General features: G+C 73.5%; 12 protein-coding genes. 4 read left to right on the top strand and 8 right to left on the bottom strand.

Features of this window, described 5'->3' with window-relative positions; all coding sequences use genetic code 11:
- Positions 1 to 216: 216 nt before the first annotated feature.
- The 3 genes from ettA to OHA19_RS26435 are packed head-to-tail and all read left to right on the top strand — an operon-like array spanning position 217 to position 2998.
- Complete coding sequence (gene ettA, locus OHA19_RS26425) at positions 217 to 1881, top strand: energy-dependent translational throttle protein EttA (RefSeq protein WP_405712748.1); 1665 nt, start codon at positions 217 to 219, stop codon at positions 1879 to 1881.
- Between the two features lie 5 nt (positions 1882 to 1886).
- Positions 1887 to 2309: a thioesterase family protein gene (locus OHA19_RS26430; protein WP_124717647.1), complete on the top strand. Its 423-nt coding sequence runs from the start codon at positions 1887 to 1889 to the stop codon at positions 2307 to 2309.
- Positions 2306 to 2998 carry a hypothetical protein gene (locus OHA19_RS26435; RefSeq protein ID WP_405712746.1) on the top strand — a complete coding sequence of 231 codons (693 nt, stop codon included), beginning with the start codon at positions 2306 to 2308 and terminating at the stop codon, positions 2996 to 2998. Before OHA19_RS26430 ends, OHA19_RS26435 begins: the two co-directional genes overlap by 4 nt.
- A gap of 13 nt (positions 2999 to 3011) precedes the next feature.
- On the opposite strand, the gene OHA19_RS26440 is transcribed toward OHA19_RS26435, so the two are convergent.
- From OHA19_RS26440 to OHA19_RS26465, 6 genes are all read right to left on the bottom strand, one after another.
- The gene (locus tag OHA19_RS26440) at positions 3012 to 4205 is read right to left on the bottom strand and encodes a serine hydrolase domain-containing protein (RefSeq protein WP_405751891.1); all 1194 of its coding nucleotides are present in this window, start codon (positions 4203 to 4205) and stop codon (positions 3012 to 3014) included.
- Positions 4202 to 5746, bottom strand: a complete 1545-nt coding sequence (locus OHA19_RS26445) for an alpha/beta hydrolase (protein ID WP_405751893.1) — start codon at positions 5744 to 5746, stop codon at positions 4202 to 4204. The genes OHA19_RS26440 and OHA19_RS26445 overlap by 4 nt, the downstream gene beginning before the upstream one ends.
- Positions 5747 to 5859: 113 nt before the next feature.
- Complete coding sequence (locus tag OHA19_RS26450; RefSeq protein ID WP_405712740.1) at positions 5860 to 6828, bottom strand: ATP-binding cassette domain-containing protein; 969 nt, start codon at positions 6826 to 6828, stop codon at positions 5860 to 5862.
- Positions 6825 to 9626: an FtsX-like permease family protein gene (locus OHA19_RS26455; protein WP_405712738.1), complete on the bottom strand. Its 2802-nt coding sequence runs from the start codon at positions 9624 to 9626 to the stop codon at positions 6825 to 6827. Before OHA19_RS26455 ends, OHA19_RS26450 begins: the two co-directional genes overlap by 4 nt.
- 1 nt (position 9627) lies before the next feature.
- Positions 9628 to 12927, bottom strand: coding sequence for an FtsX-like permease family protein (locus OHA19_RS26460; protein ID WP_405751896.1), 3300 nt, complete (start codon positions 12925 to 12927; stop codon positions 9628 to 9630).
- 171 nt (positions 12928 to 13098) lie between these two features.
- A complete protein-coding gene (locus tag OHA19_RS26465; protein WP_405712734.1) occupies positions 13099 to 13503 on the bottom strand; it encodes a globin in 405 nt (134 codons plus the stop codon).
- A 165-nt stretch (positions 13504 to 13668) separates the two neighbouring features.
- Between OHA19_RS26465 and OHA19_RS26470 the strand changes: the two genes are divergently transcribed.
- Entirely contained in the window at positions 13669 to 14595 is a 927-nt protein-coding gene (locus OHA19_RS26470) for a methyltransferase domain-containing protein (RefSeq protein ID WP_405721459.1), read from the top strand.
- Positions 14596 to 14655: 60 nt separating this feature from the next.
- Here OHA19_RS26470 and OHA19_RS26475 read toward each other — a convergent pair whose 3' ends face one another.
- Both OHA19_RS26475 and OHA19_RS26480 read right to left on the bottom strand, forming a co-directional pair.
- Positions 14656 to 15891 carry an FHA domain-containing protein gene (locus tag OHA19_RS26475; protein WP_405712732.1) on the bottom strand — a complete coding sequence of 412 codons (1236 nt, stop codon included), beginning with the start codon at positions 15889 to 15891 and terminating at the stop codon, positions 14656 to 14658.
- A 135-nt stretch (positions 15892 to 16026) separates the two neighbouring features.
- Positions 16027 to 17385 carry a vWA domain-containing protein gene (locus OHA19_RS26480; RefSeq protein ID WP_405712731.1) on the bottom strand — a complete coding sequence of 453 codons (1359 nt, stop codon included), beginning with the start codon at positions 17383 to 17385 and terminating at the stop codon, positions 16027 to 16029.
- Positions 17386 to 17491: the final 106 nt, after the last annotated feature.

A 17491-nucleotide genomic window follows, 5' to 3' on the forward strand; every position in this document is an offset into this window, starting at 1 on the left:
GGCGACGTCCGCCGAGTGATCGTTCCTGGGCCGTCCCTGGGCCGTGCGAGGGTGCTCGGCAGTGATCGGCGGCGACAACCAGTGACAGATCAGCTACGAGCGGGGACAGTGAAGGGGCAGGTCACGGGTCCCTGATGAGACTGGTTTCCATCCTGGGATGGACGTCAGGCAAGATGGGGTGTATCTGCCCACACATCGATTGCCGGACGGTTTCTCTTGGCTGAGTACATCTACACCATGCGCAAGACGCGCAAGGCGCACGGCGACAAGGTGATCCTTGATGACGTCAACCTGAACTTCCTGCCTGGGGCGAAGATCGGTGTGGTGGGTCCCAACGGCGCCGGTAAGTCCACGGTGCTGAAGATCATGGCGGGCCTGGAGCACCCGTCCAACGGCGACGCGTTCCTGTCGCCCGGTTTCAGTGTCGGCATCCTCATGCAGGAGCCGCACCTCGACGAGTCGAAGACGGTCCTGGAGAACGTCCAGGACGGCGCCGCCGAGATCATGGGCAAGCTCAAGCGCTTCAACGAGGTCGCCGAGCTCATGGCGACCGACTACTCCGACGCGCTGATGGAGGAGATGGGCAAGCTCCAGGAGGACCTGGACCACGCCAACGCGTGGGACCTGGACGCGCAGCTGGAGCAGGCCATGGACGCGCTGGGCTGCCCGCCCGGCGACTGGCCGGTCGTCAACCTCTCCGGTGGCGAGAAGCGCCGCGTCGCGCTCTGCAAGCTGCTGATCGAGGCCCCCGACCTGCTGCTCCTCGACGAGCCCACCAACCACCTCGACGCCGAGTCGGTCAACTGGCTGGAGCAGCACCTCTCGAAGTACTCCGGCGCCGTCGTCGCCGTCACGCACGACAGGTACTTCCTGAACAACGTCGCCGAGTGGATCCTCGAGCTCGACCGCGGCCGCGCCCTTCCGTACGAGGGCAACTACTCCACGTACCTCGACAAGAAGGCCACCCGCCTCAAGGTCGAGGGCCGCAAGGACGAGAAGCGCGCCAAGCGGCTCAAGGAAGAGCTGGAGTGGGTCCGCTCCAACGCCAAGGGCCGGCAGACCAAGTCCAAGGCCCGTCTCGCCCGTTACGAGGAGATGGCGGCCGAGGCGGACAAGATGCGGAAGCTGGACTTCGAGGAGATCCAGATCCCGCCGGGCCCGCGCCTCGGTTCCATCGTCGTCGAGGTCGAGAACCTCTCGAAGGCCTTCGGCGACAAGGTCCTCATCGACGACCTCTCGTTCACACTGCCGCGCAACGGCATCGTCGGCATCATCGGTCCGAACGGCGCGGGCAAGACCACGCTGTTCAAGATGATCCAGGGCCTGGAGTCCCCCGACAGCGGCTCGGTCAAGATCGGTGACACGGTCAAGATCTCCTACGTCGACCAGTCCCGCGCCAACATCGACCCGAAGAAGACCCTCTGGGCCGTCGTCTCGGACGAGCTGGACTACATCAACGTCGGCCAGGTCGAGATGCCCTCGCGGGCGTACGTCTCCGCGTTCGGCTTCAAGGGCCCGGACCAGCAGAAGCCGGCCGGCGTCCTCTCCGGTGGTGAGCGCAACCGCCTCAACCTGGCGCTGACGCTCAAGGAGGGCGGCAACCTGCTGCTCCTCGACGAGCCCACCAACGACCTCGACGTCGAGACCCTGTCCTCGCTGGAGAACGCCCTCCTGGAGTTCCCGGGCGCCGCGGTGGTCATCTCCCACGACCGCTGGTTCCTGGACCGAGTCGCCACGCACATCCTGGCGTACGAGGGCGACTCCAAGTGGTACTGGTTCGAAGGTAACTTCGAGTCGTACGAGAAGAACAAGGTCGAGCGCCTCGGCGCGGACGCGGCCCGCCCGCACCGTGCCACGTACAAGAAGCTCACGCGAGGCTGATCGTCTTGGCTCGTCACATTTACAACTGCCCGCTGCGCTGGTCGGACATGGACGCCTTCGGCCATGTGAACAACGTGGTCTTCCTCCGCTACCTGGAGGAGGCGCGGATCGACTTCATGTTCCGGCTGGCGCCGGGGGACGGCTCGCCGTCCTTCGCGGGCGGCTCCGTCGTGGCCCGGCACGAGATCGACTACGTACGGCCGCTGGTCCACCGGCACGAGCCGGTGACCGTCGAGTCGTGGGTCACGAAGATCGGTGCCGCGTCGCTGACGATCGCGTACGAGATCAAGGACCCGGACCAGGTGTACGTCCGGGCCTCGACCGTCGTCGTGCCGTACGACCTGGCCGAGGAGCGGCCCCGGCGGATCTCCGCCGAGGAGAAGCTCTTCCTCCAGCAGTACCTGGCCGAGGAGCCCGCCGCAGCATGACGGTGCCCGTACGGTTGCTGGAGTTCGCCGACACGAGGGAGGCCGCGGATCTCGCGGCCTTCCTCGGCCGGCTGCTCCACTACGACCGGGCCGCCGCGGTGCGGATGCAGGCGGGCGGCGGTGCGCTGGCCGTGTTCGGCAGGCCGCCGTCGTTCGAGGTCCTGGCGATCCGGGCGGCGCGGCTGGCCGGACCGGACGACGGCTTCGACGTCACCGTGTCCGCCGGTGAACTCCTCGAATCCCTCGACGTCGAGGGCGCGGCAGCCGGTTCGGGCGTCATGCCCGCACCGGTCACCGGACCGCCGTGGACGGGGGTCCTCCCGCCCCGCGGCGGCTGGCGCGCACTGTCCGGACTGCCCGACCCGGTCTCCCTGCGGGCGGCGGTCACCGCGGCGGTGGCGGAGTTCCGCTCCCGCGACGAGGCGCTGCCCGAGGAGCGTCGTACCCGGGCGGAGCGGGACCTGATCGGCCGCGAGATCTGGTCGCGCACGGTCGCCGGTACCGGGCTTCCGCTGCGGGCTGTCCACGCCGCCCAGTCGCTGGGATTCCTCCGCCCCGCGCCGGACTTTCCCGTCGCCCTGCTCGCGGCCGGGTCCTGGCTCCGGCTGCGCACCCCGTACGGCTCGGTGGCCCTGCGCGGACCGGGCAGCGGGCTCGGCACGCTCGCCGTGTCGGTGGGCACGGGCTGAGCGACCGGCCCACCTATCCGGTCAGGGCCCGGTCCACCAGACGTCGCGCGGCCGCGTCCTGGGCGTCCTGGGCCGGGTCGCCCATCCGCAGGGTGAACGTGGCGCTGGTCGCGGCCCGCGAGCCGTCCGGCGTCACCCCGCTCTCGGAGACGATCCCCAGATGGGTTCCGCCGTGGAACCAGATCCCGCCGTCGCTCCCGGCCACCGGGCGCCAGGCGATGCCCAGCCCGTAACGGACTCCCGGCGCCGCGATCCAGTCCTCGGCCACGACCGTCTCCTTCATCGCGGCCAGCTGGGCCGGGCGCAGCAGCCGGCCGCTCATCAGGGCACGCAGGAAGACCCCGTGGTCGTGGGTGGTGCTGATGACGGAACCGTCCGCCCCGCCGCCGGAGGCCAGCGTCGTGTCGGTCGGCCGGGCGCAGCCGGGGAACCAGGTGTGCGCGGTGGCCGTCGGCTCGGGCAGGTACGGCGAGGTTCCCGGCGTGAGGGTGTGGCGCAGACCCAGCGGGCCGATGATCCGGTCGTGGATCTCCTGCGCCCAGGAGTTGCCGGTCACCCGCTCGATGATCAGGCCCGCCACCACGTAGTTGGTGTTGGAGTAGCCCCAGCGCCGTTCCGGGACGGGCCGTCCGGCGTCCGGCACCCACAGGGGCGGCCGGCTCAGGGCCGCCTTCAGCTGGTCCTCGGGGGCCGTGGTGCGAAACCGCGAACGGTGATACCCGGCCGGGGTGAACGCGTCGGCCGCGTCGGGTGAGACGGCGAGATAGTCGTTCAGGCCGCTGGTCTGGCGCAGCAGGTCGGCGACGGTGATCCTGCGGCCGTCGTTGCCGTTGCCCCGCACCGCGCCGGGCAGCCACCGCTCGACGGTGTCCGTGAGCGCGAGCCGTCCCTCGCCCACCAGCTGGAGGGCGAGCGTGGCCGTGAAGGTCTTGGTGTCGCTGCCGATCCGGTAGTAGGCGTCCCGGGGCACCGGGTGCCGCCGGTCCCCCGGGCCGACGGAGCCGGCGCGGGCCGTGGTGCGGCCGCGGGCGTCCTGGACCTCGGCCAGTACGCCGGTGGCTCCGGTGGCGAGGATCGCGTCCAAATCGTCCTGGAGGTGGGTGCCGAGCCCGGGACCGCGGCGGGGCGCGGCCGTCGCCGCGGGGCCGGAGGCTCCGGTGAGCAGGGCCGCCGCCGTGGCCGCCAGGCCCGTACGTCTGCTGATCACCGGTCCTCCCCGGTGCGCGGGCAGGTCAGGTCGGCGGCGGGGAGCGTGCCGTCCCGCAGGTAGTCGTTGACGGCTCCGTCGGCGCAGGGGACGGGGGTGAGGCCGTCGAGGCCGCGCCCGTACACCCCGTGCGAGCGGATGTCCGCCGTCACCAGCCGTGAGCCGGTCAGGCGGTGGTGCAGAGCCAACGCCCCTTCGTACGGGACGTTGTTGTCGCGCCGGGCCTGGAGCATCAGCACGGGTACGTCGTTGCCGATCACCGTGGCGGGTTCGCGGGAGGTGCTTCTCCAGAACGCGCACGGGGCCATCATGCCGTTGACGAGCGGGCCGAAGACGGGCTGGGTGGCGCGACTGGCCTCCATGTTCCTCCAGTACGTCTCCGGGTCCCCGGGCCAGCCACCGGCCGGCCAGCCGCTGTCGCCGCACATGAAGAGGGCCCCGCCCAGCATGCTGTCCGCCAGCTCGGGCGAGGCGAGCAGCTCCAGCATGGCGGCGAGCTCCGGGCCGGGCTCGACCGGCCGGCCCGCCGCGGCGTCGGCCAGGTCCCGCACCGTACCGGCGAGCGCCGGGTCGTACTCCTCGTGCTGGATGAGCTGCCTCAGCACCAGCCGCAGCAGCGGTGCGTCGAGCCGGACGCCGGAGACGGTGACCGGGCGCCGCTCGGCCCCGTCGAGCAACCGCTGGACGCTCGACCGCACTTCGGCCCGCGTGCTGCCGAGCCGGTAGGTGTCGTCGTGCCGGGCGGTCCACCCGGCCCAGGCGTCCAGCGCCTCCTCGAGCGGCTTGCCCGCCCGCTGGAAGAGTTCGTACTGGGAGGCCGACGGGTCGGTCGAGGAGTCGATGACGACGCGGTCGGCGCGGCGGGGGAACATCTGGGTGTAGACGGCGCCCAGATCGGCACCGTACGAGACGCCGTAGTACGACAGCCTGCGCTCGCCCAGTGCCGCGCGGATCGCGTCCATGTCGCGGGCGACGTTCCGGGACGTGGCGTGGGGGAGGAGCTGTGCGTTGTCCCCGTGCTCCTGGCAGCGGCGGGCGGTGTCGCGGGCGGACCGTACCGACCGCTCGAAGTCCTCGCGGCGGGTCGTGGCCGGGCCGGGTGCGGGCGCCGGGGCGGCGGGGTCGCAGGTGACGGGGGTGGACTCGCCGAGGAAGCGGGGGTCGAAGCCGATCAGGTCGTAGCGGTCGGCGGCGTCCTTCAACGCGGGCCGCAGATGAAGCGTGTTGGCGAGCCCGGTGCCGCCAGGACCGCCCGGGTTCGACAGCAGGATGCCCCGCCGCTGCCCGTGCTTCGCGGTGGTCCTGATACGGGAGACGGCGATCCGGATCGTCCGGCCGCCGGGGTCGGAGTAGTCGAGCGGGACGGTCACCTCCGTGCACTGCGCACCCGCCTCGTTCAGCTCCCGCTGCTGCGGTGAGCAGGGGCCCCAGACGAGCCGCTGGCGGAAGGAGGGTGTTGCGGGGGTGGCCGACGCGGGCACACCGCCCGCGAGTAAGCCGGTCAGGCCCAGGCCGGCGGCGGCCAGCATGGCGACGCGCATGGTGCTCCTCGGGATCAGGTGGATGACTCCCGCACGACGCTAAGGGCTGTCGTGGCGCGGGAACATCGGGCCACCCGGCCGAAACGACCTGGGGCCAGCACCACCAACAGCCGTCACGGGCGCGGCTGGTCGTCCGGCCAGACCCCGATGTGGTCGTGCTCCAGCTCCAGCATCACCCGGTGCTCCATCCCGAGCGCCTCCGTGTAGTCGGCGGGCAGTTGCAGCCGGCCGGCGCGGTCGAGCATCGCGTACTCCCGGGCCACCTGGGACTCCAGGCCCGTGGCGGCGTCGACCTCGGTGCGGCGCAGCACCTCGGAGGACGTACGGCCGTCCCGGATGGCGACCGTGCGGCGGACCTCGTCGGCCACCGCCTGGTCGTGCGTGACGATCACGATCGTGGTGCCGAGCTCCTCGTTGGCGCGGCGGAACGCCGCGAAGACCTGCTCGCCGGTGGTCGAGTCGAGCTCACCGGTCGGTTCGTCGGCGAGCAGCACCGACGGGTTGTTGGCGAGCGCGACCGCGATCGCCACCCGCTGCTGCTGACCGCCGGAGAGCTGCTGCGGGCGCCGGTCGCGGCAGTCCGCGACCTCCAGGATCCGCAGCAGTTCCTCGGCGCGGGCGGCCCGTTCGGCACCCCGGACCCGGCCCCGGCCGCGCAGCTGCATCGGCAGGGTGACGTTCTGGATCGCGGTGAGGTACGGGAGCAGATTGCGGGCGGTCTGCTGCCAGACGAACCCGACGACGTCCCGCCGGTAGCGGAGCCGCTCCTTCGGCCCCATCGACAGCAGATCGCAGCCCGCGACCTTCGCCGACCCGGCCGTCGGCACGTCGAGGCCCGCCAGGATGTTCATCAGGGTCGACTTGCCGCTGCCCGAAGCGCCGACCAGGGCCATCAACTCGCCCTCGGTGACCAGGAGATCCAGGCCCTGGAGAGCCTGCACCTCCACCCCGTCCGCGGAGAAGATGCGGACCAGCCGGTCGCAGGCGATCAGCGCGTCGTGCCCGTACGAGGGCCGGTCGCGGCGCTCGGTGGCGCGCTTTTCGAGCTCGGCGAGTGTGGTGTCGGCCGACGGCGACGTCATCGGGGGTCTCCTGCCCTGAGTTCGGTGTTCGGTCCGCGACGGCCGGCCCACCGGGCCTGGACGGCGGCCACGGCGGCGGTGAGGACGAGCACGCCGAGCGCCGGGAGCGTCAGCGACCACGGGTCGGGCCGCAGCCGGGCGGTGTCCGGCACGGTGGCGCCCGGCCCGTTGAAGAGCGCCAGCCCCGCGAGGTCGACGCCCGGGGCCAGCAGCGCGATCGTCGCCCAGCCGACCAGCACCCCGCCGAGGGCCGCGGGCAGGGCCTGCGGCAGCGATTCCAGCCTCAGCAGCCGCCTGCCCTGCCGGGAGGTGAGGCCCATGGTCCGCAGCCGGGCCAGCAGGGCGGTGCGCTCCGGTGCGGTGCGCAGCAGCGACAGCAGGACGGCCAGCAGGGCGTAGCCCACCCCGACCGCGACCGCCGCCGCGTAGATCCCGCTCGCCCCCCGCTGCATCGGGGTGTCGACGAACGCCGCCCGCTCCTCGGCACGCAGCTGTACGGAGATGCCCTTGCCCGCCTGCCGGGCCGTGGCCCGCAGCGCCTTCGGGTCCGGGTCACCGGCCACCAGCAGGGTGGTGGTCTGCTGCCGGGTGAGCGCCGCGGTGTCGACGAGCAGGAAGTCGTGGTCGGGGACGGCGGCGGTACGCGGCACGATTCCGGCCACCCGCACCCTGAGGTCCCCGGCCGGGGTGGTCAGGTCGCGCGGCCCGTCGCCCAGCTCCGCGGCGATGGACGGCGACGCGATCACCGGCACGACCACGCTCCCGGCCTTGCCCTTGCCCGCCCGCAGCCGGTCGGCCGGGAACGCCCCCAGGTCCGCCGTACGGGCCAGCCCGGCGTATGTGTCGGGGTCGACACCCAGCACGACCGTGTTCTTCATGCTGCCGGTGCCGTCCGCGCCGGGCGGCATCGGTACCCCGGACACCACCTGCACCGCGGCCACCTGCCGTACGCCGTCCGCCGCCCGGACCTCCCGGACCAGGCGGGCCGGGAGCGGCGCCGCGTCGAGCAGCCCGCTGATCCGGGCGTCCGCGCCGACCGAGAGCACCGCCGCCCGGTCCCGGGCGTCCGAGACCCCGGCGAGGACCGAACCGCCGAACGCCGCCGTGGTCAGCGCGAGCAGCAGCGCGAGCAGCGGCAGCGCACCGCCCGCCGAACTCCGCCCGGCACGGGCCAGCGACAGGAAGCCGACCGCCCCGCGCCGCCGGGCGACGGCCCGCGAGGCCAGCCGCAGCGGCCACGGCAGCAGCCGCACCAGAACCAGCGCTGCGATCAGCCCGACGAGCACCGGGGCCGCGCTGACCAGCAGATCGCCGTCGCCGTCCGCCGTACCGCGCCGCCGCAGCCCGGCCACCGCACCCACCGCCAGCACCAGCACGGTGAGCTCGGCGACCGTACGCAGCCGGGACGGGCGGGCGTCCATCAGATCGTCGCGGGTCCCGGGCAGCCGCGGCCGACGATGCGGCAGCACCGCCCCCACCGGCACCGTGGCGCAGATCAGCGCGGCGACGACGGCCGGCCCGGCCACCGAGGGCCACAGCCTGGCCGGTCCGAAGAACGGCAGCGCGGCCAGCAGCCCCAGCGCCGCCGCGGGCACCGCGACCACCGCCGTCTCGGCGAGCAGCCGCCCGCCCAGCCCGGCAAGCGAACCGCCGCGCGCCCGCAGCAGCGCCAGTTCCTCCCGGCGCCGCCCGCCGATCAGCCCGGCTGTCATCAGCAGCACCACGGCGGCGACGGCCCCGACGCCCACGGCGGCCACCGTGACGACCGGCTCGATCGCCGCGCGCAGCGTGGCGTACCCGGCGAGGATCTGGTCCAGTTCGGTCCGGAAGGCCGCGTTGTCACCGGCCATCGCCCGCAGCCGCACCAGCCCCGGACCGCTCTCCAGCGAGGCGAGCGCCGAGCGCAGCCCCGGCACACCGGCGGCGGTCAGACCGGAGGCGTCCGGCGCGAACCGCCAGAACATCTCCGGCTCGCCGGTCGAGCCGAGCAGGGCGGGCCCGGCGTCCGGCGGCAGCAGTACGGCCGCGGTCCAGTAGTAGCGAGGCGGGGACGGGCGAGGCGGGATCGAGTTCGGCTCGGGCACCAGGGCCGGGGTCCGGAACAGCGGATCGGCCGACCAGTAGGTGTTCCGGGGCTCCCTGGGGGCGACGACGCCGGTGATCCGTACGGTCAGATGCTCCCCGGCCCGGGTCGGTACGGAGATCGTCGAGCCGGGCCGGGCCCCCAGCGCCTTCGCCGTTTCCTCGGTGACCGCGCCCTCCACCTCGTCGGTGTCCTCGGTGACCGTGCCGCGCACGGTGGGCCAGGCCCCGGAGCGCAGTGCGGCGTGGCGGGGGAGGTCCGACAGGGTGGCGTAGCTCAGCTGCGGGTCGAGCCCGTCGGGCCGGGGCAGCCAGGTCTCCTGCGCGGGCATCGGCCGGCTGGTGCTGAAGCCGTACGCGGAGTCGGCGGCACCGGGCCGCACCTTGGCGGGCAGCGCGGCGCGCGCGCTCTCGTGGACGGCCTTCAGCGCCGCGCCGCGCACCGCCGCCTCGCGCTCGGCCGGGAGCAGCTGGAGGCTGGGCTGCGGGCTGCTCAGCTCCAGGACGCTGTGTCCGGGGCTGGCGGCGGTGATGTCGTGGTGCAGCCCCTCGGTCCCCTGGCGCTCCACCGCGCGCGGGAAGAGGGCCGCGAGGAACGACGTGACCAGCACCAGCAGCGCCAGCGCCCAGGCGGTGCCGGGCGCGGTGCGCAGCCGGGTGCGCACCCAGGGCGCGCCGGCGGGGGTGCTGCGGTCTCGAACGGAACGCGGAGTCATGTCAGTTGTCCCCCTGGACACGCAGCGAGGCCGCGGGGTCGGCACCGCGCAGGGCGAGGGACACGACGACCACCAGCGGCAGCGCGGCGACGCCCGCCAGCAGCGCCGCGATCTGCCCGGCCGGCAATTGCACCAGCACCCCGGGCACCGGCGCGGTGGCCTGCCCGGTCAGTACGACGAGCGGTACGACGGCGCGGTTCAGCACCGCCCCGAGCACGGTCCCGACCAGCAGCGCGATCGCGATCAGTACGCTCTGCTCGGCGGCGATCATCCTGGTCAGCCGGCGGCGCGGAGTGCCCAGCGCCCGCAGGACGGCGAACTCGGCGGCCCGTTCCCGCTGCGCGCCGACGGCGCTCACCGCGAAGCCGACCGCCGCCAGGGCCGCGGCGACCACCGCCACCGCAGGCAGCGCGGACTGCGGCCCGGCGCCCAGCGGATCGCCGACCAGCTCCCGCGCGATCTCGTCCCGCACCAGGACCTGGGACGGATCGGTGTCCGGCCGCGCCCGCAGTGCGGCGGCCGCCTCCGCCGCCCGGCCGGGGGCGGCGCTCAGCCACCACTCGTTGGCGGTGAGCACGGCGCCCGGACGCTGCGCGAAGACCTGGCCGACGGCCCTGAGGTCGAGCAGCACGGCCCCGCCGTCGCGGTCCCGGCCCCCGGGCCCGGAGCCGTTCGAGCCGTCGCCGGTGGTCGGCAGCCGGCGCACCGAGTCCACGATCCTCACCCGGACCGTCTCGCCGGCCAGCGTGACATCGACGTGCTGCCCCTTCTTCGCCCCGGCGGCCTTCAGATACGCGTCGGTGACGACGGCCTTCGGCGCGGGCGCCTTCGGGCGGGGCACGGTGACCCGTACGGAGTAGGCGGGCGTGTACTCCCACATGTTGCTGGCGGCGCCGGTCTCGTACGTGAAGGCCAGCGGGCTCTTCGCGGAGGCCGTCGCGTCCACCGGTTCGCCGGCCCGCGTCTCGGCACCGGATCCGGAGCCGGTCAGTTCGGCTTCCCAGCGGAAGCCCTCGGGGACCGGGACCGGCTGCTCGGTGCCTTCGGCAGTGACGGTCCGCAGGGCGCTGACGCCGAGGCGGTACGTCTCGCTCGCGCCGGACGGCCGGTTGCCGTTCAGCTCGAAGCCGGTCACGGCCAGGTCACCCGCGGCCGACACCGCGAGGGTGATCGGGTGCGCCCTGCCGTCGACGGGTACGGATCCGGCCGGTACCCGGTAGGGCAGGCCGTAGCGGTCCTCCAGCAGCACGGCGAGGACCGGCTCGTCGCCCGGCCGGCCGGACGCCTCGACCGCCGTGATCCGCACGTCGAACGCGATCCGCTCGCTCTTCTTCGGCAGCACCAGCCCGGCCCGTCCGGTACGCGGCGGGTCGAGCGGGTCGAACAGCCGATCCCGCGGCCGGTCGCCCAGATCGTCGCGGATCAGCATCCGCTCGGCGGCGTGCGCGGTGTCCAGGGCGAGGACCGAGGCGGTGCGGTTGCCCGAGAGCTCGGTGGTGGTGCGGAACGCGGGCGCCGCGTCGCGTACGCCCGGCAGCCGCGCGTACCCGCCCGACTTCACCGGATCGTCCTCGACACCGGTGATCACGCGCAGCGACGCACCGGCCCTGAAGTCCGCCTGGTCGCTCTGCGAACGGTCCCAGGAGGCGCGCTGTCCGATGGCCAGCATGCCCATCGCCACCGCGAGGACCAGCAGCAGCACGGGCCCGGCGTTGCGCAGCGGGCGCCGGCTGAACTGCCAGCCGGACAGGGCCATGATCAGCCCCCGGCCGCCCGCCGCGCCGCGCTCCGCGAGCCGGGCCGCGGGCGGCAGCAGCCGCAGCGTCAGTACGGTGCCCGCGAGCAGCAGCAGGGCGGGAGCCGCGACCAGCAGCGGGTCGATGCCGAGCCGGCCCTGCCGGTCCCCGCTCAGCACACCGCCGCCGGCACCCGTGGCCCGCCGGTCGAGCTGCCAGTACGCCACCGCCGCGATCAGCAGCAGAGCGATGTCCCCACCCGCCCGCAGCGGCGCGGGCAGCGCCGAGCCCCGGCCCGCCCGGCGTTCCCCGCCACCCGCCGTCAGCGCGGGCGCCACGACGGCCAGCGCGCAGCTGAGCGCGGTGACGACGGCGACCAGCCACACCGTGGCGGTGGCGCCGCCGTCGATCCGGAGCCCGATCCGGGACAGCGCACCGCTCCCCGCGAGCAGCCGGGTCAGCGGCCCGGCGAGCAGCGGGGCCAACAGCGCGGCGGGCAGCGCGAGCAGCAACGCCTCGATCGCGGCGAGTGCCGTGATGCGGCCGCGCGACCCGCCCCGGGCCCGCAGCAGCCGGGTCTCGCCGTCGCGCTCGCTGCTCAGCAGCCGGGCCACCAGCAGCAGCGCGTATCCCGCGAGCAGCACCAGCTGGACGGCCACGATCATCAGCGTCGAGCGGGAGACCAGCAGCGCCCGGTCGATCTGCTCCAGCACCAGGGGGAGCGAAGTGCGCGCGGTGGCACCGTTCTTGAACTCGGGGGCGGCCAACAGCGCCTTCGGAGCGGCGGTGGCGGCGCCGTGCAGGGAGTCGATGCGCCCCGTGGTGACGGTGCGGAAATCGGCGGCCGCAAGCCAGGACATCGTCCCGGAACTGAGCCGTCCGGAGCGCGCCGCGGCCGGGTCGGTGAGCAGCGGACCGTAGGTGGTGAAGGCGACCTTGCGGATGCCGCGCCCGCCGAGCTCGTCCAGCTGCCAGTACGGATCGGCCGGGTCGGACACCTCGTACACGCCCGTGACCAGGACGGGCAGCGGCTTGTCGGTCAGCCGGTCGGTGACGGTGAACCGGGAACCGGGCTTCAGCTTCAGCGCCTCGGCGGCGGGGCGGGGCAGGGCGACCTGGACGGGGTCATCGGACTTCCCGTCGCCCGGTGCCGGGAAGCGGCCCGCGGCGATCCGGACCCGGCTGCGGTCGAGCGAGGCGAAGTGGGCGAGATCGGGCTCGCCATCCAGGGCTTTCGGGGCCCGCGGATCGCGCGGCAGCGCGTACGCCCCGGAGGTCTCCAGCGTCCGGACGGTCACCGGAAGGCTGTCGAAGGCGGCGCGGGCGGTCCTCCGGGCGATCGTGTCGGTCGCGTCCCGCTGAGCGGGCGCCACCTGCGCGGACATCACGAGCGAGGCGTCGGCCGCCGAACGGTGGGTGAGGGCGTGGCGGAGCGCCGCGTCACCGACGGAACCGGAGAAGGCGGTGAGCGCGGCCAGTACCGAGGCGGTCAGCAGAACGGCGAGAACCGCCGCGGAGAGCAGGAGCCGGTGGGCCCGTACCCGGAGAAAGACGAACCCCGTCACTCACGCCCCCTGGGCCCTCAGCACACTCACGCCCCCCGGCGTTCTACGGATGCTTTCAAGGGTGTGCTCACTTGGAAACCGCTTGCGTGAGTACTTGATCCGATTGTGACCGTTTATCGGTGTCGGAGGACCGAATTCCGCGCTTGGGAGGAACAGCGGCTGGTGCGGGGCTCAGCCCTCGGTGTTCACCATCGAGGCGGCCGCGTAGGTCAGGTAGTCCCACAGCTGCCGCTCGTGCTCCGGTGCCAGCCCGACTTCGTCGAGGGCCACCCGCATATGGCTCAGCCAGGCGTCGTGCGCCGCCCGGTCCACCCGGAACGGCACGTGCCGCATCCGCAGCCGGGGGTGTCCGCGCCGCTCGCCGTAGGTACGGGGCCCGCCCCAGTACTGCATCAGGAACAGGGCGAACCGGTCCTCGGCCGGGCCCAGATCCTCCTCCGGGTACATCGGCCGGAGCAGCGGGTCCTCGGCGACACCCTGGTAGAAGCGGTGCACCAGGCGCCGGAAGGTCTCCTCGCCGCCGACCTGCGCGTAGAAGGTCTGCTCCTGAAGCGTGTCGCGCGGATTCTCTGTCACCCGTCCATCGTCGCAGACGCACCGGCCGAGGACCGGGGTCCTAGGACCCCGGCAGCCCTTCGCCCGCCCGGGTTCCTGGCCCCCGGGCCCCCGGCGCAGGAAAGTGGAGGTGTGGACGCGCACACCGACCGGTTCGCCGTGGCCGCCGCCGAGGAGCGGTGGGCGATGGTGCGCTCCATCGTGGCCGGCGGGGCGCTGGGCGATCCCGACTGGCGGGCCGCCTTCGAACAGGTGCCGCGGCACCTGTTCGTGCCGTACTACTTCGTGGCCGGCGGTTACGACCGCCTGTGGTGCGAGGACCCCGACCCGGCCCGGCGGGCCCGGTGGCTGCGCGGGGCGTACGCGGACGGGCCGCTGGCCACCCGGATCCGGGACGGCGAACTGATCTCGTCGAGCAGCCAGCCGTCACTGATGGCCCGGATGCTCGAAGAGCTGGACGTACGGGACGGGCACCGGGTCCTGGAGATCGGCGCGGGCAGCGGCTACAACGCGGCGCTGCTCGCCCACCGGCTCGGCGACGACGCCGTGACCACCGTCGACCTCGACCCGGAGATCACCGAGTCGGCCCGCCGGCACCTGGCCGAGGCCGGGTACCACCCGGCGGTGATCACCGGGGACGGGACCCGGGGCTGGCCCCGCCGGGGCCCGTACGACCGGATCATCGCCACCTGCACCCTGCCGTGCGTACCGCAGTCCTGGCTGGAGCAGTGCGTACCGGGTGCCCGGATCCTGGCGCCGTTCGCCACCGGACTGATCACGCTGCGGGTGCGGGAAGCGGCGCGGGGGAAGTACGCCGAGGGCCGGTTCCTGCACACGGCCGCCTACTTCGTACCGCTGCGCGGCACTCCGGTGCAGCCCGCCCGGCGCCCGCACACCCACGCGCTGCCGAGGCGCGTCAGCGAGAACGACCTCTTCCGGTTCCTGCTGGCGCTGACCGAGGGCTCCCTCGACCCGCGCGAGGCCCTCTCCCTCTGGCAGCGCGAGAAGCGCCCCGAGCGGGAGAGGTTCGGCATCACGGTCAGGGACGGGCGGCAGTGGGCCTGGCTGGACGACCCCGAGGGACCGTACGCCTGGCCACTGCCGACCGTGTGACGCGTGTGACGGCGTGATGCGTGCGACGTGCGTGACCGCGTGCGACTTGCGCGACGCGGATCAGCCGCGGCGGATCGTGATCGTCGTCCACGCCCCGACGTGCACCTTGTCACCGTCCTGGAGCGGGACGGGCACATAGGGCTGGATCGGGTCCTCGGCGCCGTTGAGCGTGGTGCCGTTGGTGGAGTTCTGGTCGACCACGGCCCAGCCGCCGTCAGGCTGCTGCACCAGCACCGCGTGCTGGTGCGAGACGCCCGGGTCCTCCGGCGGCACGGACAGATCGATGTCGGGCGACTCACCGGTGCTGTGCCTGCGGCGGCCGATGGTGATCTGGTTGCCGGCCAGCGGAAGCTGCTGCTCCGGGGAGTACGCGGGCAGGTTCAGCCCGGTCGCCTCGGGGCCGCTGCGCTGCATCATCGCCAGGAAGTACTCCCGGTCCGGGGCGATGACCGCGGTCCAGCTCGCGGGCGGCTGGTTCTGGTTCTGCCCCGGGAACGGCGGCTGCTGCTGCGCCGGTGCCGCCTGCTGCGGGCCCTGGGCGCCGGACGGCGGCGACAGCATCCAGTCGTCGTCACCGCCGCTGCTCTGCGGCCCCTGCTGTTGCTGCGGCGGCGCGGGCGGCTGCGGAGCCGGCGGACCGGGCTGCGGGAACGCGGGCGGCGCCGACTGCTGCTGGAACGGCGGCGGCGGTGCGGACTGCTGCTGGAACGGCGCGGGCGGTGCCGACTGCTGCTGGAAGGAGGGGGGAGGCGGACCCTGCTGCTGGAACGGCGGCGGGGGCGACTGCGGACCGGGACCCGGGGCCGGGGGCGACTGCGGGCCCGGACCGGGGGCCGGGGGGCCGGGCTGGGCAGCCAGCGGCTCGGCCGGGCGGTTCATCTGCGAGGGCCGCGAACCCTGGTACTCGAACGGGTCGCGCTGCTGCTGCGGCGGGCCCGGCGGCTGCTGCTGCGCCTGGAAGCCGGGCGGCAGGTTGAGCCCGGGCGGCGGGCCGGGAACGCCTTGGGCCGGGGCCAGCGGTGTGTACGACGTCGCGGTGTTCGTGAGGAAGTTCCAGCGGCACTCCTCGCAGAACGGTGCCATCGCCTCACGCGGCGTGCGGCACTGCGGGCAGAGCTCCGCCGCCTGGGTCGCATCGGAACCAGGACCCTGCGGGTAGCCGTAACCGGCGGCGGGCGGCGGGGGCGGCGGCGGGGGGACCGCACCCGCGGGCGCGCCCGCGCCGGTCATGCGATGGCCGCAGACCTCGCACCAGTCGTCGGAACCCGACTGGTGTCCGTTCGGGCAGGTCGGCATGTCGGCGCTTCCCCCTCTCCTGGGCCGGCCCCGGGGCCGGCGTATTTTTCTGCTCTTCGCCTCCGGCGGATCATTCCGGCCGGGCGGCTCGACTGTGTGGCGCTGTGCCTACTGTTTGCTGTTTGTTGATCAGTTCTACTTCTTGACGCGAACGGTCTTGGTCGAGCGCGTTTCGAGTGTCATCTCGTCGGCGTCCGCGACCTTCGCCTTCAGTCGCACAGTACCGGTCGCCGCGTCCACGACGTCCACCACCTTCGAAAGCAGTTTCGCAGTGTCCTCGTTCCCGGAGGCCGATGCCAGCTGCACCGCGCGGCCCAGTTTCGCGGTCGCGCCGTCGAAGTCGCCCGACTTGCGGGCATCGAGCCCCTGCTGGATGACCTGGGCCAGTTCCGCCTGGCCGGTGTAGTGCGCGACCTGCGGATTGATCGAGGTGGACGCCACCATGTCCTCGGTCCACACGGCCCTGACCAGGCCCTGCGAAAGCGTCTGGGGAGCCCCGCCCGACGGGTCGGGGAGGACCAGCGAGACCCGGGACGCCAGCATCTCCTGTCCGATTCCGGCCAGCGGCACGGTCACGCACACGTGGTAGTCGCGGGACTCGTCGCCCCAGGAGCCCGTGGGGTAGTCCCCGGCGCGGGGCCCCACCTCGGTGCGCCGGCCGGTCAGATCGACGACCGTCGGTGCGACCTGTTTCACAAACTTGATCTCGACCCCGACGGGCGTCCAGAGCCGCAGCGCGACATCCGCGACCTCCTTGCCCATCGCGTCCTCCATCATCCGCGTGAAGTCCGCGGCCAGCCCCGTGGGGTCGGCGACGATGTCGGCCGTGCCGAGCAGTGCGGAGGCGATCGCTGTGACCTCTTTCACCTCCCAGTCGGTGCCGACACCGCGGGCGTCACAGGTGAAACGGCCCGCGCAGGAGTCGAGCGCGGCCCGCAGGTCTTCCGGCGCCTCGTGCTCGTTGCGGCCGTCGGTGAGCAGGATGCCGTGCCGGATGTCCACGTCGGCCGCTCCGAGGAGCCGGTCGGCCAGCCGCAGCCAGGTGCCGATCGCCGTACCGCCACCGGCGCTGAGCGCGCGCAGGGCGCCCTTCGCCTGGGCCCTGGTCTGCGCGTCGGCCACGGCGAGCCTGCCGTTGCCCGGGTAGACCTCCTTGGCGACGTGCGTACCGCCGACGACGGCGAACGAGGTGCCGTCGCGCAGGGTGTCGATGGCCGCGGCCGTCGCGTCGCGGGCGTTGCGCATCTTCGTCGGCGGGTAGTCCATCGAACCGGAGCAGTCGACCATGATCACCACGGCGGCGTTCGCCGCCTGCCCGGGAACGTGCGCGGCCGAGGCGGCCGCACCGGACAGCGGGACGCCGCCGGTGGTGCCGCCCCCGGTCGAGGTGACCGTGACGATCGCGTTGACCTCGCGACCGCCTTCCGGCAGATATTCGTTCTGGTACACCTCGACGGAGAACTGCGGCACGTTCGACTTGGAGAAGTTGGCCATCTGGTCGGCTCCTTGGGACTCCAGGTGTCGGATGAAGACAGCTGTGAGGGAGGGAAAGCGGGCGAAGGCAGCGGTGACGGACTGGGCGGTCGGAACTGGAACCAAG

Source organism: Streptomyces sp. NBC_00012 (genome assembly GCF_045040875.1).
Lineage (GTDB): Bacteria > Actinomycetota > Actinomycetes > Streptomycetales > Streptomycetaceae > Streptomyces.